We start from the raw sequence: 23,158 nt of genomic DNA on the forward strand, positions 1-23,158 counted from the left end.
TCTATTTTATCACTTTCAATGATGAACCCAAAACAGTATTTTATCCTGATCCTGTTTCAACACATTCACTGGTATAGACAACTATACTTAAAAAAGGTAAACTGAATCTAACGACGAGAATAAGGGGGCACAATCATGAGCAGTTCTTTATTGCTCTCCAATATTCATATTGTGACAAAGACAGAAATCATTGAAAACGGTTTTGTCGGTTTACGCGATGGCAAGATCGACTATATTTCAACATCACCACCGACAGGAAATTATGAAAAAGTATATATTTCCCGGGAAAACTTTTATTTACTCCCCGGAATGATTGATATTCACATTCATGGTGGATATGGTGCAGATATGATGGATGCGACACCAGAAGCCATGAATACACTTGCTGATCACTTACCCGCAGAAGGAACGACAAGCTTTTTAGCAACAACCATTACACAAAATCATCAAGAGATTGAGCAAGCACTTAAAAATGTCGCACAGTGGAGACCCTATAATGAAAAGCAGGCTGGAAGTCAGGCACAATGTTTAGGCATTCATCTAGAAGGTCCTTTTATTTCTAAAGATAAAGCTGGTGCGCAGCCAGCTCAATGGATTACACAGGCTAACCTTCCTCTTTTTGAGAAATGGCTGAGTGCATCTGATCAGCTGATTCGAATTGTCACTTTTGCACCTGAGGAAGATACTGATTTTGCATTTCTTTCCCTGCTAAAAGAAAAAAATATCATTCCTTCTATTGGACATACAAATGCTCCTCATGACATGATTGAACTAGCAGCAAAGCACGGTGCGCGTCATGTCACGCATCTTTATAATGCGATGAGTTCATTTCAGCATCGTGAGCCCAATGTTGCAGGGGCTGCGCTTACAAATGAAAAGCTTTTGACTGAGCTGATTACAGATGGCATTCATTCACATCCTCTTTCCGTAAAGCTTGCGTATTTGGCAAAGGGAAGTGAACGTTTGATCATGATTACAGACTCAATGCGTGCAAAAGGACTTGGAGAGGGAACCTACGAATTTGGTGGGCAGACTGTGACAGTCGGCGGTGAAAAAGCATTGCTGGCAGATGGAACACTTGCAGGATCGATTTTACAAATGAAAGATGGGGTCAAACGTATGAGACAGATCACACAATGCGGATGGACAGAAATTGCTCAAATGACCTCAACAAATGCAGCCACTCAGCTCGGGATCGATCATCAGCTCGGTTCGATCGAAGTTGGAAAACTGGCAGACTTGGTCATTTGGGATGAAACTGGCGAACTCATGATGACGATCTGCCATGGACAAATCGCTTATGAAAAAAAGGAGGCCACACACTGATGAACATCATCGAATTTGCAGATAAAGATCAATTAGGAAAAGCAGCTGCTGCTTTCATTGCACGTACCATTGAATCAAAAACAGATGCGGTTCTCGGTCTGGCAACTGGCGGTACACCAATTGACACTTATAAAGAGTTAATTCAGTTGCATCAAACAGAACAATTGTCTTTCAAACAAGCAAGAACAGTGAATCTGGATGAGTACGTGGGAATTGATCCAAATCATGAAAATAGTTATATGACTTACATGAAGCGTCATTTATTCGACCATATTGATCTCCCGTCAGATCAATATTTCCTTCCCAATGGTGCTGCTTCTCACTTGGAAGAAGAGTGCTTAAGGTATGATCAGCTCATTGAAGATTTAGGGGGCATTGATCTTCAGCTACTTGGTATCGGACAAAATGGACATATCGGGTTTAATGAACCTGGTACTCCCTTCGACTCAAAGACGCATGTCGTTCAATTAGATGAACACACTCGTCAAGCCAATGCAAGATACTTTTCTTCTATTGATGAGGTGCCTACACATGCCATTACAATAGGAATTGCAAGCATTCTTTCAAGCAAAAAAATTCTCCTTCTCGCATCAGGAAAATCAAAAGCGGACGTGATACAATATTTAGAACGAACAGAGATTCACCCAGACTTCCCTGCATCTGCTCTAAAACTTCATGAAGATGTGACGATTTTTATTGATCGAGAAGCTGGTTCACTACGCTAAACACGAGAGGATTTTCACATGTTTATTGATAAGCAGTCACCTATCCCCATGTACCATCAGATTATGGAGAACTTGAAAAAGCAGATTGAGGATGGAACGTTAGCACCTGATACACTCATTCCTTCTGAAAGAGAATATGCCGAACGCTTTGGTATTAGCCGAATGACTGTCAGACAAGCCTTATCGAACCTTGTGAACGAAGGATATTTATACCGGCAAAAAGGAAAAGGAACATTTGTTAGCCGAAAGAAGTTTGAACAACCGCTTCAGGGCTTAACAAGCTTTACAGAAGATATGCGTCAACGTGGGTTCAACGCTTCAAGTCAGTTGATTGATTTCAAAAAAGTCGCATGCCCAGAGCACTTGCTGCAATCATTACAGCTGTCGAACAGTGAAGATGTCTATGAATTAAAACGAATCCGCCTTGCAAACGATGAACCAATGGCTATTGAAACGAGTTATATACCTGAAAAATTTGCTGGCGAGCTCACAAAGGACCATTTAACTGGATCTTTATATGAATATATAGAAACGAACACAGGTCTAACCATTGCCCATGCCAAGCAGGAGCTTGAAGCCAATGTTGCTTCAAAGGACGAAGCTGACCTGCTGTCTATTTCATTAGGGGACCCTGTCCTCTCCATTGTAAGAACAACTTATTTTCAAAATGACATTCCATTCGAGTATGTCATGTCCATTTATAGAGGGGATCGATACAAACTCACTCACACAATGGAAAGATAAAACTGTGCTCCTGAAAGCACAGTTTTTTTATTTCCTAAGAAATGTTGATTGATCATCATTTTTTGTATGAATTTTCCATATAGGCGAAATCGCTTTCCCTTCGAAACGGTCTTTTGCTACAGTGTACCAATAATATTCTTGATTTGGCTTTAACCCTTTCCATTCAAAGCTTGCTTTTTTGCCACTTTTCACACCTTTGACTTCTCCAAGAAGAACGTTTGTGTAGACATTCAATTCAAAATAATTGGTTTTAACGGATTTCATTTTAGGTGTTAAATCCACATCAATTGAAAATTCATCTTGATCTCCATACGTTTTTGGATCATAGAAATGTTCTTGATTCAAGTAGGGTGAATATGTGGTGAAATGAAGTTTATTTTTTTCTTGATCCGCAGTGATCAGCCGCATAAAACCTTGACCGCCTTCAGGACCTGACTGGTAATCTGCAAGGATTTGATATACTTTTCTGTCCACTTTTCCATCATGATCATCGTCAATCTCATCTACTTTTCGACTGGCTCCGTGGTAGTGACCGCTAAATACTGCGACAATATTCGGGTGACGCTTTACCACTTGATGGAAGATCAAATCTCCAATTGGGCTTCGATTGCCGCTCACTAACAAATACTCATGGAAATTTAAAATGACAATTCGATCTGGATGTTCAGAAATGACTCGATTTAACCAGTCAATCTCATTTTGCTTGATCCCCCAGCCCATATACACCATCATATAATCATTGCCACCAGCAGAGATAAGATCATAATGACCTCGATTATTTTGATAGGATTCACCGTAATATGGCTTGTCTTCAAAGCGTTTCGCTCCAAAGTATCTCCCATATTCCCTATAATGGCCGTCTTTGTGTCTGACATCATGATTACCAGCTAATACACCGTAAGGAATCTGATGCTGATCTAACACACGCATAAATGTATCGGCACGATTCCATTGCTTATCCTTTGAATCATCCACAATATCACCTGTATGGAACACATATTGAATATTTAATGGGTCCCTTTGATCTCTGATCCACTCGACCATTTTTTTGAAAATATGAGGATAACTTCTGGCATAATATTGAGTATCAGACATCCACACCATCTTATAAGGCTTTAACGCCTTACTGATTTCATCTTGTACAAGCAAATCAAATGTTTGATTTTTCATATACTGTCTGACTGACAGCAGCCCTTTCAGGTAAAATTCCTTTTCATCCTTGGCAAAGTGATGAGTAATTTTATCCCACTTTTCTTGCTGATGATTCCAAGCGTACATCGTTACCTTTCTCCCTGATAATGAGCTTCCTTTCCATAAAGCTTCGACAACATCCTTTTCACGTACATCGTGATGAACCTTGATTTGAAAGCGATGATAAGGAAAATGCTGTAGATCTTTCGTTTCCACTGATTTACCATCAGCAAATGCAATGCGATTTCTTTCTCGATCAGAAAAAATCATTTCCCCTGTTTCATTTAAATGTTTTGGTGGCTCTGTTTCCGCTGCAAATTTGAAAATCTTCATGGACGGATGCAGCGATGTATATTGATAGGCACGGTAAAAGGAGTAATCTAACTGATCATTAGTAGGATCATTGGTTAGCACTGTTTGCTTAGATGATTCCATTTTTGTCCTATCTGACACTCTCTCTGGCGTCTCAGGGTGTTCATGTACCGTCTTAAAAACCTTTTTCAAAGTTGATTTGTTTCCAGCGGCATCTTTTGCTTTTATCTTCAATGTGTGCTCCCCAGGTTCTAATTCACTAGAGGACGTTTGATAAGGCAAAGAGATCTGTTTTCCATCTAAATATGCCTTCATCTCCGCTATGTCACTCCAACGATCCGTCACCTTTGCCTTTAACGTAAAGACGCCTTTATATTGGTCATTTGCCTGTATATTACTCTTGATTTTCGGACCCGTGTTATCGACTTTCACACGTACAGATTGAGATTCGTCTGCGGTTTTAGCCTGAACAACATGTACTCCTTCTTTCAGCCTTCTTGTATCCCACTGAATATAGCTTGAAGCATATGCTTGCTTCGGGATTTGAAACTGAAATGCTCTTACCTTCTTAGCGCTGCCACCGTCGCCCATCTTCCATTCCTCATGCCGGCTCGCATTTAGAGGCAGAATTTGAGTTCCATTCGATAAAATCATCTGGACATTTTTCAATTCAAAATCATCGTGATTTTCTCCAGGAAATCGGTCAAACGGCGATGACTTCGTCCCAGCATGGAATGATATCGTTTGTGGACCTGCCTTTTCTAAGTGTTTTTCTGGTATTGGTATTGTATAGGTGCGATACACTTTTGTCGAATCATCAAAAATGGAAAGTAAGTGCTTACCTATAGATACACCATTCTTAAAATATAAATTTGTCCCTTTGACATCAAATGCAAGATATGGATCTGCTTCAAGTGCAGGGAATACTGGTCGAATCGGTTTCCCATCTATCATTAATTGTATGCTTTTTTTCTGATCTGCTGTTGCTTTTAAGTGAAATACGCCAGAAACCGTATCTCCTTCTTCTACATTCAATCGAAGGCCGTGAGCTTTGCTTACTTGTTCCACATCAATTGTTTTTTTCATTGTCATTGCTTGATTTTCGCCGTCTGACGCTTCAATCTGATATTCCAATCGTTCTTTACCGATGAGCTCAGGTGAATAAATAATATGGTGAAACAGCCGATCATTATGATCCTTTTGAAGCAGCACCTCTTTAAAATCTTCATGACGATTGGTTCGATATCGCAATTTGACCGTTTTGACGGACTGATCATCCTGCACATCTGCTCTCATTTCAATGCCTTCAGTTGGTTTTATCGGTTGATTGTCTGTCATATCTTCAATCACAGGTTTATGAACATCTTGTGATATTTCTTTTTTTTCAGTTGGAATTTGTGCTTTTAACACTTTTCCGGGTGTCGGCTCTTCCTCCACTTTCGAGATCAGCTTCATTTGTGTCGTACCATCCATTGGATACTTGAACAGTAACGATCTGTGCTCGCTAAACAATAAAGGCTTTAAACGATAGGATGCCGACGATACCTCTTCTCCTATATTTGTTGTGATAGAAACAAGGCGGGATTTAGAATTGGACAATCCTTTACTCTCAATGACCGATAGATGCTCGCCCTCTTTTAAATGGCTTTTGTACATCGCATTAAAATCCGCTACTGTTAAATGCTCCTGCCCTTTTTTTCTAAGCCAAAATACATACGGTTTTCCAGGAGAAATGGTGATAGGACTTGTGTGGAATGAATATACATCATCCATCTCCACGCCTTGCGCTGGATTGCGATAGCGAAGCTGATAATGTCGAAGTGAAATGGGTGCATCTGTTGTGTTATACACCTCGATGAATTCAAAAGCATCCTTGCCTTTGCGGTTTTTTGAATTCACGACGATTTCTGTCATCAATAGCTCAGGAATCTGTGAGAGATCCTCTTCAAATCCGTTTAAGTGAACTGCTTGTTCGGTTGTTTTGATGACAGACTTCTGCGTCAAGAATTCTGTATAGTAATGAACTGTTGGATTCCACAATTGATCTGTCGGGATTTTCGCTGTAAATTCTGGTTTCATCCCCGGCAATCGTTCCATTGGGATCAATCGATATCCTAGCTCATCACTCTGTTTATAGTACAAGTTTGCAGACAAAATTTGCTCTGACTGACTAATAGATGCCCGAAATTGAAGATCACGGTTTTTTCCTTGAACCGGACGGACATCTACTTGAAATTGATCAAAGATAAAAGGTGAAAAGGGCTTATTTCGTATGTTCACTTGTGTTTGTGTCAAAGATCCTGCTGAAGCAGGCTGACTAAAACAAAAAAGAATGCTCAAAAAAAGCAAAAGAATGATTTGTCTGCTCACATTCACCATCGTGCACCGCCTCCCTTCGGATATTGTGTCTCCTGAAGACGGTTTTTATGACAGATGGAACGGGGAAACGATATAAATTCACACAAAAAACCGTTAGCTTTTTTTCGCTAACGGTTCCACGATTCCTTTTTGTATGAGCAGATGGAAAATGGATAAAATGACAGCCATCCAAATGGCCGTTCCAAACCCATCAATGTTAAAACTATCTCCCATAAAGCTTGAGGTCATCATCAGTGTGATGGCATTAATGACAAAGAGGAACAATCCTAGTGAAAGTACTGTCACTGGCAGCGTTAAAATGATCAAAAACGGCTTCACTAAAATATTGAGCAAGGACAAAATAATACTTGCTACAATCGCAGCGCCAAAACCTTCAATATACACACTACCAAGGCCTGGCAGAATGCCTGAATCAAAATATCCAGCAATGACGATTAAAAGTAATGCATTGACGAAAATACTAACGATCCATCTAAGCATTTAGTTAGTGCCTTCTTCCGGAACAACAAAATACCAGATGAAGTAGATCAAGAATATCGGCATAAATGCTGTCATAAATCCGATGATCACCGTTAAAATACGAAGCAGGGATGCATCGACACTTAAGTATTCAGCAAGTCCACCAACAACACCCGCTATTTTTTTATCTGTCGCTGAACGATAAAGCTTCTTCATGTAGAATCACTCCTTGTCTGATTGGTGCTTTACTTGGATTGAGCCTGTTTTTGTTTCTGCAAAAATGGATATATTGTGCTCCGCCTGTTGATTGGCTTTGATCATTTTCTCTTTTTGCAATGTTTCATTCTTCTCTTTAATCATATTTGCATCAAGCAGTTCATGAGAGATCGATCCGAGATTGCTTTTCAGCTCCGCAGTCACTGCACAAGCACGCGGAATCTGAACGTCCACACTGCCTGTTGTCGTTTTTGCATAGATCGAACGGCATTTCTCATCTGACAGCTGAACAGCAATGTTCCCATTGAAGCTCTGTGCATCAATTGATTCACTTTTCCCACGCAGGTCAATGAGCCCATTAATGGTTTCTACTTCAATCATACCACACTCGTGATCAGCCAGTTTGATTTGTCCATTTGCTGTTTCAATTCCGACTTTTTCTGCTTGTAAAGAGGCAAAAGAGACGACGCCATTTGTTGTTTTTGCAGCCAGTTCTTTTGTCTTTAGCTTTTCCCCGCGAATCGGTCCATTAAACAGTTTGACTTTGATCTTATCATATTGGATACGTGGTACATACAGGGTGACATTGACCTTCATGGTCTTCTTTTCAGTTCGGATAAAAAATTTGTCCCCTTCAAGCCCGCAATCCAGATGTTGAAGAAATTGCTGTCTTGCCTGCTCTCCATCCTCTGCACGGTAAATTTTCGCATGACACTCTGCCCGAACATCCCCATCATCCCAAGGCATCAAATTGAGACTGCCGTTTGCCAATTGTATATCTAAATGGGACAGTGCAGCGTCTTTGAATTGAAAAATGTGTTCAACGTCAACGGACTGTCCAAAGTTCAAATCAAGATCTACATCTTTGACCTTTTTCACCGCCGAATCTAACCATCCAAACAGCTTTGCACCGAGGTTTTCAGTACCAGTTCCTTTATTCTCTGTGCCAGCTTTTTCTTCATGAAAGGTATGATCAGCCGTTGATTTTTCTAGTGAAATGGACTGATTTTCTTCTAGTTTTTCAAGCAGCGTAATCGCTTCTTTTGCAGATAATGTCCCGTCTTCTACTAATTTTAAAATGCGTTCTTTTTCATTCATACAAAGCCCTCCTACGATTTAATGGATTGAAGCACTTTAATACCTTGAATAATATTCCAAATGACAGAGATCAAAAAGCCAATGGCGACTAAAAAGGACAAGATGAGTACGGTGAACACTGGGATGAGTGAGTCGCTTGCCTGTGTCGTCAATAAAAAGGGGATAGATCCAAAAACCAGCAGCACACACGCTGCGACTGGCAAAACATGTGACCACAATGCACGCAGCGAATGCCGTTTCGTTTCCTTTTGATCCACTACAAAATATGCCACGATCGGTACAATAAACGGCATGAAAAATACACTAAAATAACAAATAGATGCAATGATCGACTGATCTCTGTTCATATATATTCGCTCCTTCATGATGAAAATTCCTTTCTAACTCATACGTTTATGGCGTATAAAAAGTTTCAAACTCATTCGATTTACATATGACCTTAGACACAAATTATTTCTTTTTGCACCTAAGTGTAGATTCTTCATGGATTACCCTTTAAAATATGTTGAAAAGATGGTGATTATCATTATAGGGGGTAATTATTTTGACAGATCATCATAATGCTAACCACACGGCACAAACGCTTTTAGACCTTATACAGAAACAGAAAAGCATGAACAGCGATATGATCAAGGAGCTAGAGGCCATTCATCCGTCTCATCCGAAGTATGGTGATATCCGTTATTTAAAAGTACTGCTCGATAGTAGCAGCACTCATATTTTAAAGGATTTAACGCACCTCAGTAACTTAATGCCAAAGGAAGATGTGCAATAAAAGGAAAACCCCTCTTTTCCGAGGGGTTTCAGATTGAGGACAAAGGGCTTAAATGTACTTTATTTTAGCCCTTTGTCTTCTTTTCAGCGTGATAGAAAACCTTTGCAGTCTAGGAAAGTCGAGCACCGGAGCACAGATTTGACAACGAATGCGAGGGTTTGTCTACACGCTGAAACGCCTCTTTCGGAGGGGTTTTTCTTTATGAGGATGTCACACTTTCTGTTTCTTTGACTAACTGTTTCATTCGCTCACGATCACGCTCTAAAATCGGTTTTAAGTATCGACCGGTGTAAGAAGCTTCTTCTTTAGCAATGTGTTCAGGTGTTCCTGAAGCAATAATCGTTCCTCCACCAGCACCGCCTTCTGGTCCTAGATCAACAAGGTAATCGGCAGCCTTAATAATATCAAGGTTGTGCTCAATGACCAATACCGTATCCCCGTTTTCGACCAAGCGCTGGAGCACTTTTAACAACCTAGCAATATCATCCACATGAAGACCGGTTGTCGGTTCATCTAAAATATACAAGGATCTTCCGTTTGAACGGCGATGAAGCTCAGATGCCAATTTCACACGCTGCGCCTCTCCACCAGACAATGTCGTGGCAGGTTGCCCAAGTGTAATGTATCCTAATCCAACATCAAAGATCGTTTGCAGCTTCCGCTTAATTTTCGGGATATTCTCGAAAAATTGAAGTGCGTCCTCTACCGTCATTTCAAGAACATCGGAAATATTTTTCCCTTTATACGTGACCTCTAACGTCTCACGGTTATAACGTTTCCCGTGACACACTTCACAAGGCACGTATACATCAGGTAAAAAGTGCATTTCAATTTTAATAATGCCATCTCCACGACACGCTTCGCAGCGTCCACCTTTCACGTTAAAGCTGAATCGCCCTTTTTTATAGCCTCGTACCTTCGCTTCATTGGTTTGCGCAAAGACATCCCGCACGTCATCAAATACACCTGTATACGTAGCAGGATTGGATCTTGGTGTACGGCCAATTGGAGATTGATCAATATCAATGACTTTGTCTAAGTGATCCATTCCTTTGATTTCTTTGTGCTGTCCTGGCTTCGCTTTTGCTCTGTGCAGTTTTTGGGCGAGGGATTTCAATAAAATTTCATTCACAAGTGTACTTTTCCCTGATCCTGACACACCTGTCACAGCGGTAAAAACACCTAAAGGAAACTTCGCATTCACGTTTTTAAGGTTGTTTTCTTTTGCCCCCTTAATTTCAATGAAGCGGCCGTCAGGCTTTCGTCTCTCAATCGGAAGCGGAATGAATTTCTCACCAGATAAATATTGTCCAGTCAACGATTTTGGGTCATTCATGACTTCTTCTGGCGTTCCAGCTGAAATCACTTCTCCTCCATGAACCCCTGCACCTGGTCCAATATCAATGAGATAATCAGCGGCAAGCATCGTATCTTCATCATGTTCTACGACAATCAGTGTGTTTCCGATATCTCGCATGTTTTTCAATGTTCCAATCAACCGGTCATTATCCCGTTGATGCAGACCAATCGATGGTTCATCTAAAATATAAAGAACGCCTGTCAGTCTTGATCCGATTTGTGTCGCCAAACGAATCCGCTGCGCCTCCCCGCCTGATAATGTGCCAGCAGACCGGCTTAATGTCAGATAATCTAACCCCACATTATTCAAGAAGGACAAGCGCTCTTTGATTTCACGTAAAATGAGCTGGGCAATCTGCAAATCTTTCTCAGACAACTCAATTTTCTCATAGAAATCAAGGGCATCAGATACAGACAAATCGGTCATTTCTCCGATATGTTTGCCATTGATGAGAACCGCAAGCGTTTCTTTTTTCAGGCGATATCCTTTACAGGTCGGGCATGGCTGATTGGCCATATATTTTTCCATTTGCTCCCGAATATAATCGGAGCTCGTTTCCTTGTAGCGTCGTTCAATGTTACGAAGCACACCTTCAAACTCGATTTCATTTTCACGGACCTGGCCAAAATCATTTTCATATTTAAAATAAATCAGCTCAGAGCCGCTACCATATAAAATTTTATCAAATAAATGCGGCGGGATATCTTTTACCGGAATATCCATGTCAATTCCATAATGTGTACATACCGCCTCAAGAAGCTGCGGGTAATATTGTGAGCTTTGAGGCTCCCATGGGGCAATGGCATGCTGACGTAAAGTCAAATCCTTATTCGGAATCACAAGCTCTGGATCTACTTCTAGTTTAGAACCAAGCCCATCACAGCTTGGACAGGCACCGAAAGGGCTATTAAACGAGAACATTCTCGGCTCAAGTTCCCCAATAGAGAATCCGCAGTGCGGACAAGCATGATGCTCACTAAATAACAGCTCCTCTTGTCCAATCACATCAATCATCACACGACCTTCACCAAGTCGGAGTGCCGTTTCAAGAGAATCAGACAACCGTGCAGCCACACCTTCTTTCACGACAATTCGATCAATCACCACTTCAATGGAATGCTTTTTATTCTTTTCAAGCTCAATCTCTTCTGACAGGTCCTCCATCTCGCCATCAACTCTGACTCGAACGTAGCCCTGCTTCCGAATTTGATCAAGTACTTTCACGTGTGTTCCCTTACGTCCAGATACGATCGGAGCAAGCACTTGTAGTTTCGTTCGTTCTGGATACTCTAAAATACGGTCTGTCATTTGCTCAATCGTCTGTGATGTAATTTCGATCCCATGAATAGGACAAATCGGTTTTCCGACTCGAGCATATAATAGACGCAAGTAATCATAAATTTCTGTAACTGTCCCAACGGTTGATCGAGGGTTCCTGCTTGTCGTTTTCTGGTCAATACTAATCGCTGGAGAAAGCCCTTCAATCGCATCTACATCTGGTTTGTCCATTTGACCGAGAAATTGACGTGCATAGGCCGACAGTGATTCAACATACCTACGCTGACCTTCTGCATAAATGGTATCGAAGGCAAGCGACGATTTTCCCGAACCAGATAAACCTGTAATGACCACTAGCTGATCGCGCGGGATATTGACATCAATATTTTTAAGGTTGTGGGCTCTTGCCCCTTTCACCTCTATTCGTTCCATAGCCATCTGGCATTCATCCTTCCGCTTTTAGCTCTAGCAATAGATCTCTTAATTCTGCTGCTTTTTCAAAATCAAGCGCTTTTGCTGCATCTTTCATTTCCATCTCGACGTTTTCGATCACTTTTTCTCGTTCTTTTTTGCTCATTTTTGACAACTTTGGTGCTGCTTTTGTTTCGTATTCTTCTGAATCCTCATGTACTTTTGTTGCCTTGATCACATCTCGAATCTTCTTATGGATCGTTTGCGGAGTGATACCAAATTTCTCATTATACGCTTCTTGCTGCTCACGTCTCCGCTTTGTTTCTTGTATGGCAATGTCCATTGATTTCGTCATATTGTCTGCATACATGATAACTCGGCCTTCTGCATTTCTTGCAGCACGACCAATCGTCTGGATGAGGGATCTTTCTGAACGTAAAAAGCCTTCTTTATCCGCATCTAAAATCGCCACGAGCGACACCTCTGGAATATCCAAGCCTTCTCGAAGAAGGTTGATCCCTACAAGCACATCATATTTTCCGAGACGTAAATCACGAATAATCTCAATCCGTTCTAGTGTCTTAATTTCTGAGTGCAGATAATTGACCTTGATTCCGATTTCTTTCAGATAATCTGTCAGATCCTCAGACATTTTCTTCGTTAAAGTCGTCACAAGCACACGCTCATTTTTCTCAACTCTTGCATGAATTTCCCCAATTAAGTCATCGATTTGTCCTTCAATCGGACGGACTTCAATGATTGGATCAAGCAAACCGGTTGGACGAATAATTTGTTCCACGACCTCTGGCGTTTTCTCAAGCTCGTATGGGCCAGGTGTTGCGGATACATGCACAATATGGTTAATGTGCTTTTCAAACTCATCAAATGTGAGTGGTCTATTATCAAGTGCTGACGGCAGACGGAATCCGTGATCAACAAGCACTTGTTTTCTTGCCTGGTCCCCATTGTACATGGCGCGAATTTGCGGGATGGTCACGTGTGACTCATCGACAACAATCATAAAATCATCCGGAAAATAATCAAGCAATGTGTAAGGTGTTGAACCAGGCGGACGTAAGGTGAGATGTCTTGAGTAGTTCTCAATCCCTGAACAAAAGCCCATCTCTCTCATCATCTCAAGGTCATACCTTGTCCGCTGCTCAAGACGCTGTGCTTCAAGCAATTTCCCGTTTTCACGAAGCTTTTCCAACTGTTCCTCAAGCTCTTTTTCAATATTAATAATCGCTTTTTCCATCTTTTCTTCTCTTGTGACGAAGTGAGATGCTGGGAAAATAGCAACGTGGTCACGATCACCGAGAATTTCTCCAGTGAGAGCATCTACTTCACGAATACGTTCAATTTCATCACCGAAAAACTCCACTCTGATACAATGCTCATCTCGTGAAGCAGGAAAAATTTCAACGACGTCTCCTCGAACTCTGAAGGTTCCGCGCTGAAAATCTATATCATTACGAGAATACTGAATATCCACAAGCTTACGCAGCAGCTGATTGCGTTCAATTTCCATTTCAGTTCGTAAAGACAGCACAAGCTCTCTGTATTCTTCAGGAGAACCTAAGCCATAAATACAGGACACACTGGCAATGATGATGACATCTCTCCGCTCAAATAATGAGGATGTGGCGGAGTGCCTTAGCTTATCGATCTCATCATTAATGCTGGCATCCTTTTCAATAAATGTATCAGTTTGAGGCACATACGCCTCAGGCTGATAATAATCATAATAACTCACAAAATATTCAACAGCATTATTCGGAAAGAATTCCTTAAACTCGCTGTATAATTGTCCGGCAAGTGTCTTGTTATGCGCAATGACAAGTGTTGGTTTGTTCACTTCTTTGATCAGGTTGGATACAGTAAAGGTCTTTCCCGTACCTGTAGCACCTAACAGCGTTTGATGCTGTTTCCCCTGATGGATGCCCTCCACAAGCTTTTCAATGGCTTTTGGCTGATCCCCTTGGGGCTGATAGTTAGAAACTAATTCAAAGCGGTCACTCACATCAAAGCCTCCGTTTCGTTACGAAATCTATCTAATGAATATATTATCATAAAAGAACACAAAAATACGAACTAAAGTTCGTGTCTGACTTGATTTTTATTTCCAATACAACCATACCCTCTCTGCCGTGGCTCATAACCCTCTAAAGAAACCTTCCTTTCAGTATGGAACATTTTGGAGTGAGATATTCGATCAGCAGAAAAACCACAAAAAAGAAAGCTGCACTCACTAGAATCGTAAGCACAGCTCCTGCAATCAAAAACATTTTCTTTTCATCAAGAGGGATCACATCAATGATGTTTTTCAGCCTTCTCTCTTTTTTCGACTTCTTTCTTGGCCATAAACAATGCCCCGGCCACTAAAGAAATAATATCTAATCCTACGATAAAGTAGGTTTCTGTATAGCCTTTCATATACGAAGCAAATAAAAGCGCTGCTGTTAATGCAATGCCAACGTAATGATTATAAGTAACCTTTGAAAATAAAATAACGAGCAAGAAAGGAAAAACAAGTGCAAATATGGCTTTTGTAATCACAAAAACCCTCCCTCTACATGGTCTACTCCCTTGATTATAGTAAAGATTGGCATAATGAACAATTCACAGTTTTCGATTTCAGCTTTTTTTCTTCTCGGGTGAAGACTTTTGATATAGATGAGGAGGAAAATTAGTGAAAACGTCCCCTTTCTAAAGATAGGTCTTTACGTCTTTGACAGTTACATCCAATAAATTCTATGATGAAAATGATAGTGCGCACTATCATTCAAAAAAACAAAAAGAGACAAATGAAACCATTGGCTATTTGGATAAGGGGGCATTCCCATGTATTCAGTATTATTTCATGCGGCTGAAGAATCCGCATCACTCGCAGGGGCAAAAGGCGTGAATTTAATTAAATTAAACAATCACGGACTGCCAGTTCCAGATGGATTTATTATTAAAACGAACAGCTTTGCAAGCTTTCTTTCATATCACAATTTCCATCCAACTGATCAAAACCTTGCCCGAAAAATCACAGAAGCTTCGTTTCCTTCACAAATGGAGACAGAATTACTTTCATCCTTTCAATCATTGTTGAAAACATATCCATCCGTTGCAGTGCGATCCTCTTCTGTTGCGGAAGATCTCGAAGGCGCCTCCTTTGCAGGTCAATACGAGACCTATTTAAATATCAAAACAAATGAAGAATTCTTGCAAGCCGTCAAAGAATGTTGGTCGTCTTACTTCGCAGCAAGAGTCACAGAATATAAGGAAGAAATGATTGAGAACGAGGAAGAGATGCCGCTCATGGCTGTTGTTGTACAAGGATTGATCCATTCTGACATCTCTGGTGTCATCTTTAGTGAGAATCCTGTATCAGGAAAAACAAACGAAGTCATGATGACTGCAAGCTATGGACTAGGAGAAGCCATCGTCTCCGGCCTTGTGACGCCAGATACATTTATTGTAAACAAAGAAACGTACTCTATTGAAAAATCACTAGGAACAAAAGAACTGCAAATTGTCCCCTGTCAAGAGGGCGTCATTGAACAACCCGTAGGTGAAGAGATGGCTGGCCAATTTTGTCTTCGAGATGACCAATTGATCCAAATCACGAAAATGACAAAACAAGTAGAAGAACTTTATGGACATGGAGTAGATATCGAATTCGGCATGTCAGATGGTACTTTTTATTTACTTCAAGCAAGACCGATTACTGCTTCTTTTTCCAATACAGCAAATGGCTCCTCAGGTGCAGCCTTTCAATTGAAACCTGAAGAGCTGCAAGACTTCTGGATCTCAATGGACGATCATATGCCTGGACCAACAAGTCCTCTTTTTTCAAGTTTGATCATACCTGCTTTAAAAAACGGGATGAAGAAAAACGGAGAGAAGTATCAAGTACCAGACCTTAATATTAAAGATATCAAGCTTTATAGAGGACATCTGTATTCTTCACCGTCTATACCAGAAGCGACACATGAACCAGTTTTTGACGAGAGCCTATTCGAACTGTTTCCTCGTTTAAGCGAAAGAATGTATCGCATTTTAGAGCAAAACTTGTTCCCATTATACGAAAAACTTGATCGGCAAATCACTCAATCGCTGACAATTGATGAAGCCATTAATGGCTTTCAAGAATTAAAAGAGATTTATCTAAGAGCGTATGACGACCATTTTGACATTGTCATACCTCAAGTCATTCTATCAGCAATCATTGAAGACATGCTTGTCTCATATGATGGCGATCAAACACAAGTCGTCCTGTTGCATGAAATGATGATAGGTGTGATGAACAAGTCTCTTGAAACAGATCAAAAGCTATTTCACTTGGCAAAAGACGTCCTTCAAGATTCGGAACTTCTTCAGGCATTTACAGATCATTCAGCGAATGCTGAACTATTATATGCACTCAATCATACAGAAAAAGGGAAAAACTTCATTTCCAAAGTAGAAGATTTTCTCCAAGTCTATGGTTGGCGGTCTGTTAAAAGCCATGATTTCACAGAGGAAACATGGGTGGAAAATCCTGAATTTGTCTTGGACATCATTAGAAACAACATTCGGTACCAATCTGATTTTGATGAAGAATTTGCACAAGCCGTGATCAAAAGACAAGAAACGTATGAACAGTTTATCAGTCAAGTGACAGATGAAGCGTTTAAAACAAAATTTGAAGAACTTTATCATTTTGCACTCCATGCAGCCAATATTCGAGATGATCATCACTTTTACATTGATGCCATGTTAGATGCAAAAGCGAGACTCTATCTCTTAAAGATTGGTGAACTTCTTGTTCAAAAAGGAGCGATCCCTCATCAAGAAGACCTTTGGTATCTTTACGATGATGAAGTACTCAATGCGCTCACAACTTCGACCACATACGATTCGATCATTCAGCAAAGAAAAATTGAAATGAAGGAAAATGAATCCATCCAACCACCAGCTTATACAGGAACGCCTTCTGAAGCTGAATTACAGCAAGTAGAAAGAATGCTCGGTTCGCTAAGGGAAAATGAAAACAACACAGACGATTCAATCTATGGAATTGGTGCATCTAGCGGCATTACTTCTGGAAGAGTCAGAGTCATTACATCTGCTGATGAATTTTCACAATTTGAAAAAGATGACATTTTAGTTTGTAAAACAACGACACCTTTATGGACCAGCTTATTTAGAGACGCAAAAGCAGTCATCACCGATTCTGGCGGCATTTTGTCCCATTCCGCTATTATCGCTAGAGAATATATGATACCGGCTGTCCTAGGTACACGGATCGCAACTGAAAAACTAAAATCCGGTGACCTCGTGACAGTAGATGGAGCCAATGGGCGTATCCAGTTATTAAATCAGCATTCACGGGCATAGTCGTCACTGTTTGAATCATATTGGCGGTCACAGATTTTATCGGTATACTTACTTTGTTGCAAACACATTCATAACCTGAGGTGAGTATGCTTGTTAAAATCAACAAATCAACGGATCATTCGCGCAACAATGGAATTATTGTCTGAAAAGGGCTATCAAAAAACAACGACAAAAGAAATTGCGACAAAAGCGAATGTAAGTGAAGCGACAATTTTTCGTAACTTTAAAAACAAACGCGGCGTGATTGCTGCCATTATGAAAATGAAATCAACACCGACCAAAACCCTTGAAGCAGAATTTAAAGACGATTTATACACCGATTTAAAATTTCTCGGTAGCTATTTCCTTGAAGATTTGACTTCAAAAAAAGAATTTATCTATATCAGCATGAGAGAACCCGCTATGTTTAAAGATTTAACAGACCATGAAAAAATTTATCCTCAAGAATTGAGAGACATGCTGATTCATTATTTCAAAAAAATGGGTGCTCAGCATCGTGTATTAGAAGGAAAAGAAGACATCTATGCAGATATATTTATTAGCACGTATTTTGGCTTTTTCATTCAACAGCTAGAGCAAGACATTCAGCTTGTTTTAACAAAAAAAGAAGACTTTATTGAGACATGCACACACATTTTCATGAGAGGAATTTCCCCCACTTAATTGGGTGAAATTCTTCTTTTTTACAAAGGTGGTAAACACATTGAATCTTAAAAAAGAGAACTTGATCATTTATTCTTTGCTGCTTGGAGCTATTTTAGTTCCAGTCAATTCAACCATGATCGCAGTCGCTCTATCATCTATATCAACTTATTACGATCAATCCATATCAAACATTACTTGGGTGGTCACGATTTATCTAATTGTCATGGCAGTCACTCAACCTATTGCGGGTAAGCTGGGAGATATATACGGCCACCGCAGCATGTATTTAGCTGGTGTGATACTCTTTTTGATTGGCTCCATTGGATGTGCTTTCGCACCTAATCTTGCTTTTCTTATTAGCTTCCGATCAATTCAAGCGGCAGGCGGAGCTATATTAACGCCGAACAGCATTGCTTTAATTCGTGCAACAGTATCACATGAAAAACTTTCTAAAACTATGGGTTTTTTCGGTTTTGGAGCGGGAATTGGTGCCGCACTTGGACCTTTTATCGGCTCTATTCTCATTCAGAGCTTTGACTGGCATTCCATTTTCCTAGTGAATATACCATTTTTGATTCTCACACTTGTGACAGGCGTTTTTATGATTCCGAAGATGAAACATACACGTTTACAAGCCAATGTAGATATCATCGGTTCGTTATACTTAACAATCGGGATCGCCACACTCATTTTGTTTACTAAAAGCCAAGTATTAAACGAATACATGATCTATGGCGTTCTAGCGGTCATTTCCATTCCTTTATTTTTCAAACACGTACGGAAAGTTACAAATCCCATCATTGATTTGACACTATTTAAAAACAGTACTTTTACGAACGCTAACCTTTCTATCATGCTTAGTAATTTTGTGATGTACGCGATTCTTCTCATCATGCCGCTGTTTATGGAGCAAAAACTCGCGCTTTCTCATACACAAAGCGGGATTTTCCTTTCGATCTTTTCACTCTGTATGTCTATTAGTGGATTACTCGGAGCAAAGCTCCATCCAATAAAAGGTGCCAAAAAAATGATTCGATTTTCATTTCTATGCCTTACTTTATCCGGTGTTATGCTGATCACACTAAGCAGCTACCCAAATTTACCACTCCTTATCATCACATTAGTCGCTGGGGGGATCTCATCAGGTATTGGCATGACTAGCATGCAGATGGCTTCTTTAACATCTGTTGATCAGAGTTTATCCGGCTCTGCATCTGGGATTTTTTCTACCTTTCGATATTTCGGAAGTATCATTTCATCTACTTTAATTGGTATATTAAGTGGTTTTCAATCTTTATTTATCGTATTAATGGGCGCAGGTATTCTTGGTTTCCTCCTCTCTCATAGTCTAAAAACGAAACCCACTTCTCATTCATCTGAACACTCTGCTTAATGACTCCCTTCGCTCTATTTAGGGCGGGGGAGCTATGATTATTTGTTACTGTAACCGATTATGGATACAATGATCAAACTGTGAAAATGATCTTTTACTCATGAAAAAATGTCATATGAATAAACGAAAAAGAAATTTCAACTTTCATTCAACTCTACTTCCCCACCTAAAAACTTCTTTTCATATCTTCCAGCATTCATAACTTCGATTTTTTTTCACAATTTTTGTGTTATGCTTTTTGAAAATAGAGCACCAAAGGAGCAGAAGGATGAAACGAGTGAAATATTTTTTAATATGCTTGTCAGCTCTACTATTTTTCCTAGCAGGCTGCGGAAAAGACCAGCAATTTACGCCACCTGGCAGCTCTCAATCAATTGCTGTCATTTCTCAACTAAAAAAAGCCTCCTTTTCAATCGTTGATTTACAAAAAAATAAAATTGTCTCTTCCGTTGATTTAAAACATCCTCTCACTGATCTTGTTCACATCAACAAAGATGTGATCATTGCATCAAGTAAGGAGGGACAATCTCTTATAGAAATCAATCTAAAAAAAGGAACAGCAGCGGACTATATGGATGTGAATAAAGGTCTGACTTCACTTGCGTATGATGCGGAGACCAACACTTTACTTGTGACCGATTCAGAGAAAAATGTCGTTTATTTTATCGATACAGTGCACAAGAAAATAAAAGCAACTGTGAAGACCGGGACATTACCCTCTTCTATGGCGTTGTCTTCTTCAGGAACGTTGTTTGTTTTAAATGCAAAAAGTCATTCTGTTTCAGTCATTGATATTGAAAAGAAAAAAAAGATACGAACGATTTCCGTCCTAGAACGGCCATCTGGCATTCATTTTGATGGGCACTCCATTTGGGTTGGAGGACACGGTAAACCGGGCACATTAAATAAGAGCATTTTTGCTTACGACCCTAAAACAGGTAAAAAACAGCGAGAAATCAAACTAGGTGTTATGCCAGTCGCATTTTTTTCAGAAAAAAACTCTTCTACTTTATATGTATTATGTCATGGAGACCATACACTATATAAAGTAAATACCGAGAAAAACAAACTGCTTTCCTCTGTTGAGACCGGTCAAAATCCGAATTATATCACTGCTGATTCCTCATCTATATATGTCAGTAACTTAGATGACAATTCAGTATCCGTCATCGACAAACATACATTCATGTTGAAGAACCGACTGAACATCCCAGCAGGACCTTATGCTATCATGTTGGAGGAAAAGAAATGAAAGAACAGATGAATATTTTAATAGTAGATGATGAATTAGATATGCTTGAGTTAATCGGATCCTTTTTGCAGAGACAAGGCTTTCACGTGATAACTGCAAATAATGGCACGGGCGCCTTACATCAGCTTGAAAAAGAGGCCATTGACCTTGTTGTATTGGATGTTATGATGCCAGATATGGATGGATTCGAAGTCTGCCAGCGCATCAGGCAAACCTCTCAAATCCCCATTTTATTTTTAACAGCTAGAAGTTATGAAGAGGATCGCATTAAGGGGCTGGAAATTGGAGCAGACGACTACATCATGAAGCCTTTTAGTCTACGTGAGCTTGCAGCTAGAATTGAAACGACATTAAGACGAATTAGAGGTCTTTCTTTAAAGCGCAGGCGAATCATGATTGGTGACTTGGAGATCGATCAAGATGGCAGACAAGTCTATCTCAAGCAAGAGCCCATCAATTTAACAAGAAGAGAATTTGATTTACTTATGTTTCTTCTGCTCAATCAAGGCCAAGTCTTTTCCCGTGAACAGCTCTATCAAAAATTGTGGGAATCACACTCATCTAGTGGATCTTTAAGAACAGTCGATACACATATTAAAACACTAAGACTGAAATTAAAGGAAGCGGAACGGTATATTAAAACCGTTTGGGGTGTCGGCTATAAGTTTGAGGAGGACAAATGAAGCCATTATCTATTAAAAGGAAAGTGCTTTTCTTAATCCTTTCCGTTATAGGAATCGTTGCTGCCTCAGCTCTTGCTCTGACTTATTACTTATACCAGCACTTATATATAGATAAACAGATTGACTCTTTAAGTTTACAAGGAAAGAAGCTGGCAGAAATCTATCACAAACACGGGAAAGACACGTATTTTACTGACAGAATGAAGTGGGCAAATGACTCAAGTCAGGCAAGTGTTATTTTTACTGATGATCCTATGGAGCTTTCAAGCGGTATTCCTTTCGATACGAATACAAACGATAACCTCATTACGTTTAAAGAACGCCAAAAGCTTCTTCAGGGGAAAACAGTTGTGTTAATTAGAGAACACCCCCAGTTTCATCAAGATATTCTCGGGATTGCCATCCCTGTGTTCTCAAACAAAAATGATTTATCAGGAACCATTTTCCTCTCTATGCCTTTATCTGATGTGTATGAACCGTTTGTTCAAATTCGATTAACGCTTGGCATCTCTATTTTAATTATCCTGCTTTTGATTTTCTTTATTGGATATAAAAGTTCTAATAAAGTCGTAAGGACGATCAATCAAATGAAAGAAATTGCAATGGAAATGGAATCTGGTGATTTTTCAAAACGCATGGCTGTGACCAAAAAAGGGGATGAGCTAAATCAGCTGAGCCGTTCCTTTAATAAACTGTCCTCTACGTTAGAAAAAGTTGAACAGCATCGCAGAGAGTTCCTTGCTAATGTCTCTCACGAACTGAGAACGCCTTTAAGTTATATGAAAGGCTATGCCGAAGGAATTGAAGAAGGCATTATTGATCAAAAGAAAGGCATGCAGATTATTCAAGACGAATCCACACGATTAAGCAGGCTCGTACATGATCTTCTTGATCTCGCGCAGTTAGAGGGGGAATCTTATCCACTAACGATGGAACCAATCGTCTTTGCGCAGCTTATTCATGATGTTCTTGATCAAATGACATTCATTACTAGTCAAAAGGGAATCTCGTTCAACCGAGAACTCGAAGAAGATTGTATTATTTATGGTGATAGCGATCGACTTGAGCAAGTCGTTCGTAATTTATTGGACAATGCCATCCATTACACGCCATCAGGAAAATCGATTTCGATTGAATTATTCGTTCACCAACAAACTGCTGAATTGAGAATCACAGATGAAGGCAGCGGAATTCCAAAAGGAGATCTCCCTCATGTTTCTGAGCGTTTTTATCGAGTGAATAAAGCCCGCACAAGAAAAGATGGCGGCTCTGGTCTTGGACTAGCCATTGTTTATCAAATTATAAAAAAACATCGTGGCACGTTCGTTCTTCAATCTGAACAAGGCCTAGGTACGACCGCTATTATACAATTACCAAGTACAGAGAGCACTGAAACTCCTCCTGTCTCCTCATAAAATAAGATGACATCTTAAACAAAACAGCTCTTTTCTAGAGCTGTTTTTATTCAACAGAAAAATAAAGAATTGGCCTTTTTTTATTAACAATTTATTCATATTTGCTTGTTACACTTTTTTCAAGTTAAG

General features: G+C 39.9%; 18 protein-coding genes. 10 read left to right on the top strand and 8 right to left on the bottom strand.

All coding sequences use genetic code 11. The features are described 5' to 3' along the window. Positions 1 to 135: 135 nt before the first annotated feature. The 3 genes from nagA to V7L95_RS04440 are packed head-to-tail and all read left to right on the top strand — an operon-like array spanning position 136 to position 2,795. Positions 136 to 1,326 (top strand): N-acetylglucosamine-6-phosphate deacetylase, encoded by a 1,191-nt coding sequence (gene nagA / locus V7L95_RS04430; protein WP_340968235.1) that lies wholly within the window; start codon positions 136 to 138, stop codon positions 1,324 to 1,326. Beyond that, positions 1,326 to 2,051 carry a glucosamine-6-phosphate deaminase gene (nagB, locus tag V7L95_RS04435; protein ID WP_340968238.1) on the top strand — a complete coding sequence of 242 codons (726 nt, stop codon included), beginning with the start codon at positions 1,326 to 1,328 and terminating at the stop codon, positions 2,049 to 2,051. Before nagA ends, nagB begins: the two co-directional genes overlap by 1 nt. Positions 2,052 to 2,069: 18 nt before the next feature. After that, on the top strand, positions 2,070 to 2,795 hold the full coding sequence (locus tag V7L95_RS04440) for a GntR family transcriptional regulator (RefSeq protein WP_340968241.1): 726 nt from the start codon (positions 2,070 to 2,072) through the stop codon (positions 2,793 to 2,795). A 27-nt stretch (positions 2,796 to 2,822) separates the two neighbouring features. Here the strand turns inward: V7L95_RS04440 and V7L95_RS04445 are convergent, their stop codons facing one another. The 5 genes from V7L95_RS04445 to V7L95_RS04465 form a co-directional block, all read right to left on the bottom strand. Next, positions 2,823 to 6,677, bottom strand: coding sequence for a metallophosphoesterase (locus V7L95_RS04445; RefSeq protein WP_340968244.1), 3,855 nt, complete (start codon positions 6,675 to 6,677; stop codon positions 2,823 to 2,825). A 93-nt stretch (positions 6,678 to 6,770) separates the two neighbouring features. Next, entirely contained in the window at positions 6,771 to 7,157 is a 387-nt protein-coding gene (locus V7L95_RS04450; RefSeq protein ID WP_007500042.1) for a phage holin family protein, read from the bottom strand. After that, the gene (locus V7L95_RS04455) at positions 7,158 to 7,352 is read right to left on the bottom strand and encodes a PspC domain-containing protein (protein WP_008348183.1); all 195 of its coding nucleotides are present in this window, start codon (positions 7,350 to 7,352) and stop codon (positions 7,158 to 7,160) included. 6 nt (positions 7,353 to 7,358) lie between these two features. After that, positions 7,359 to 8,450, bottom strand: a complete 1,092-nt coding sequence (locus V7L95_RS04460) for a DUF4097 domain-containing protein (protein WP_007500040.1) — start codon at positions 8,448 to 8,450, stop codon at positions 7,359 to 7,361. Between the two features lie 11 nt (positions 8,451 to 8,461). Then, positions 8,462 to 8,797, bottom strand: a complete 336-nt coding sequence (locus V7L95_RS04465; protein ID WP_017357888.1) for a membrane protein — start codon at positions 8,795 to 8,797, stop codon at positions 8,462 to 8,464. Positions 8,798 to 8,994: 197 nt separating this feature from the next. Here V7L95_RS04465 and V7L95_RS04470 point away from each other — a divergent pair, with 197 nt between their 5' ends. Next, on the top strand, positions 8,995 to 9,225 hold the full coding sequence (locus V7L95_RS04470) for a hypothetical protein (RefSeq protein ID WP_008348188.1): 231 nt from the start codon (positions 8,995 to 8,997) through the stop codon (positions 9,223 to 9,225). 199 nt (positions 9,226 to 9,424) lie between these two features. Here V7L95_RS04470 and uvrA read toward each other — a convergent pair whose 3' ends face one another. The 3 genes from uvrA to V7L95_RS04485 form a co-directional block, all read right to left on the bottom strand. Continuing rightward, positions 9,425 to 12,301: an excinuclease ABC subunit UvrA gene (gene uvrA, locus V7L95_RS04475; protein ID WP_048001943.1), complete on the bottom strand. Its 2,877-nt coding sequence runs from the start codon at positions 12,299 to 12,301 to the stop codon at positions 9,425 to 9,427. A gap of 7 nt (positions 12,302 to 12,308) precedes the next feature. Beyond that, complete coding sequence (gene uvrB, locus V7L95_RS04480; protein ID WP_035389639.1) at positions 12,309 to 14,294, bottom strand: excinuclease ABC subunit UvrB; 1,986 nt, start codon at positions 14,292 to 14,294, stop codon at positions 12,309 to 12,311. A gap of 290 nt (positions 14,295 to 14,584) precedes the next feature. Beyond that, entirely contained in the window at positions 14,585 to 14,830 is a 246-nt protein-coding gene (locus V7L95_RS04485; protein WP_008348197.1) for a CsbA family protein, read from the bottom strand. Between the two features lie 285 nt (positions 14,831 to 15,115). Between V7L95_RS04485 and V7L95_RS04490 the strand changes: the two genes are divergently transcribed. The 6 genes from V7L95_RS04490 to V7L95_RS04515 all read left to right on the top strand — a co-directional run bounded on the left by V7L95_RS04490 (position 15,116) and on the right by V7L95_RS04515 (position 23,029). Further along, positions 15,116 to 17,641, top strand: coding sequence for a PEP/pyruvate-binding domain-containing protein (locus V7L95_RS04490; RefSeq protein WP_340968249.1), 2,526 nt, complete (start codon positions 15,116 to 15,118; stop codon positions 17,639 to 17,641). A gap of 90 nt (positions 17,642 to 17,731) precedes the next feature. Further along, positions 17,732 to 18,304 (top strand): TetR/AcrR family transcriptional regulator, encoded by a 573-nt coding sequence (locus V7L95_RS04495; RefSeq protein ID WP_025208046.1) that lies wholly within the window; start codon positions 17,732 to 17,734, stop codon positions 18,302 to 18,304. Between the two features lie 40 nt (positions 18,305 to 18,344). Next, positions 18,345 to 19,679, top strand: coding sequence for an MFS transporter (locus tag V7L95_RS04500; RefSeq protein ID WP_340968252.1), 1,335 nt, complete (start codon positions 18,345 to 18,347; stop codon positions 19,677 to 19,679). Positions 19,680 to 19,947: 268 nt separating this feature from the next. Beyond that, the gene (locus V7L95_RS04505; protein WP_017357882.1) at positions 19,948 to 20,931 is read left to right on the top strand and encodes a YncE family protein; all 984 of its coding nucleotides are present in this window, start codon (positions 19,948 to 19,950) and stop codon (positions 20,929 to 20,931) included. After that, a complete protein-coding gene (locus tag V7L95_RS04510) occupies positions 20,928 to 21,614 on the top strand; it encodes a response regulator transcription factor (RefSeq protein ID WP_017357881.1) in 687 nt (228 codons plus the stop codon). Before V7L95_RS04505 ends, V7L95_RS04510 begins: the two co-directional genes overlap by 4 nt. Further along, the gene (locus V7L95_RS04515) at positions 21,611 to 23,029 is read left to right on the top strand and encodes an ATP-binding protein (RefSeq protein ID WP_048002899.1); all 1,419 of its coding nucleotides are present in this window, start codon (positions 21,611 to 21,613) and stop codon (positions 23,027 to 23,029) included. Before V7L95_RS04510 ends, V7L95_RS04515 begins: the two co-directional genes overlap by 4 nt. Positions 23,030 to 23,158: the final 129 nt, after the last annotated feature.

Source organism: Bacillus sp. PPSBB_11 (assembly GCF_038023285.1).
In the GTDB taxonomy this organism is placed as follows: domain Bacteria; phylum Bacillota; class Bacilli; order Bacillales; family Bacillaceae; genus Bacillus; species Bacillus altitudinis.

What these genes read in the sequence shown, in the direction of transcription:
- nagA (WP_340968235.1), top strand. Translation starts at nt 136, where the DNA reads ATGAGCAGTTCTTTATTGCTCTCCAATATTCATATTGTGACAAAGACA.
- nagB (WP_340968238.1), top strand. Translation starts at nt 1,326, where the DNA reads ATGAACATCATCGAATTTGCAGATAAAGATCAATTAGGAAAAGCAGCT.
- V7L95_RS04440 (WP_340968241.1), top strand. Translation starts at nt 2,070, where the DNA reads ATGTTTATTGATAAGCAGTCACCTATCCCCATGTACCATCAGATTATG.
- V7L95_RS04445 (WP_340968244.1), bottom strand. Translation starts at nt 6,677, where the DNA reads ATGGTGAATGTGAGCAGACAAATCATTCTTTTGCTTTTTTTGAGCATT.
- V7L95_RS04450 (WP_007500042.1), bottom strand. Translation starts at nt 7,157, where the DNA reads ATGCTTAGATGGATCGTTAGTATTTTCGTCAATGCATTACTTTTAATC.
- V7L95_RS04455 (WP_008348183.1), bottom strand. Translation starts at nt 7,352, where the DNA reads ATGAAGAAGCTTTATCGTTCAGCGACAGATAAAAAAATAGCGGGTGTT.
- V7L95_RS04460 (WP_007500040.1), bottom strand. Translation starts at nt 8,450, where the DNA reads ATGAATGAAAAAGAACGCATTTTAAAATTAGTAGAAGACGGGACATTA.
- V7L95_RS04465 (WP_017357888.1), bottom strand. Translation starts at nt 8,797, where the DNA reads ATGAACAGAGATCAGTCGATCATTGCATCTATTTGTTATTTTAGTGTA.
- uvrA (WP_048001943.1), bottom strand. Translation starts at nt 12,301, where the DNA reads ATGGCTATGGAACGAATAGAGGTGAAAGGGGCAAGAGCCCACAACCTT.
- V7L95_RS04490 (WP_340968249.1), top strand. Translation starts at nt 15,116, where the DNA reads ATGTATTCAGTATTATTTCATGCGGCTGAAGAATCCGCATCACTCGCA.
- V7L95_RS04505 (WP_017357882.1), top strand. Translation starts at nt 19,948, where the DNA reads ATGAAACGAGTGAAATATTTTTTAATATGCTTGTCAGCTCTACTATTT.
- V7L95_RS04510 (WP_017357881.1), top strand. Translation starts at nt 20,928, where the DNA reads ATGAAAGAACAGATGAATATTTTAATAGTAGATGATGAATTAGATATG.
- V7L95_RS04515 (WP_048002899.1), top strand. Translation starts at nt 21,611, where the DNA reads ATGAAGCCATTATCTATTAAAAGGAAAGTGCTTTTCTTAATCCTTTCC.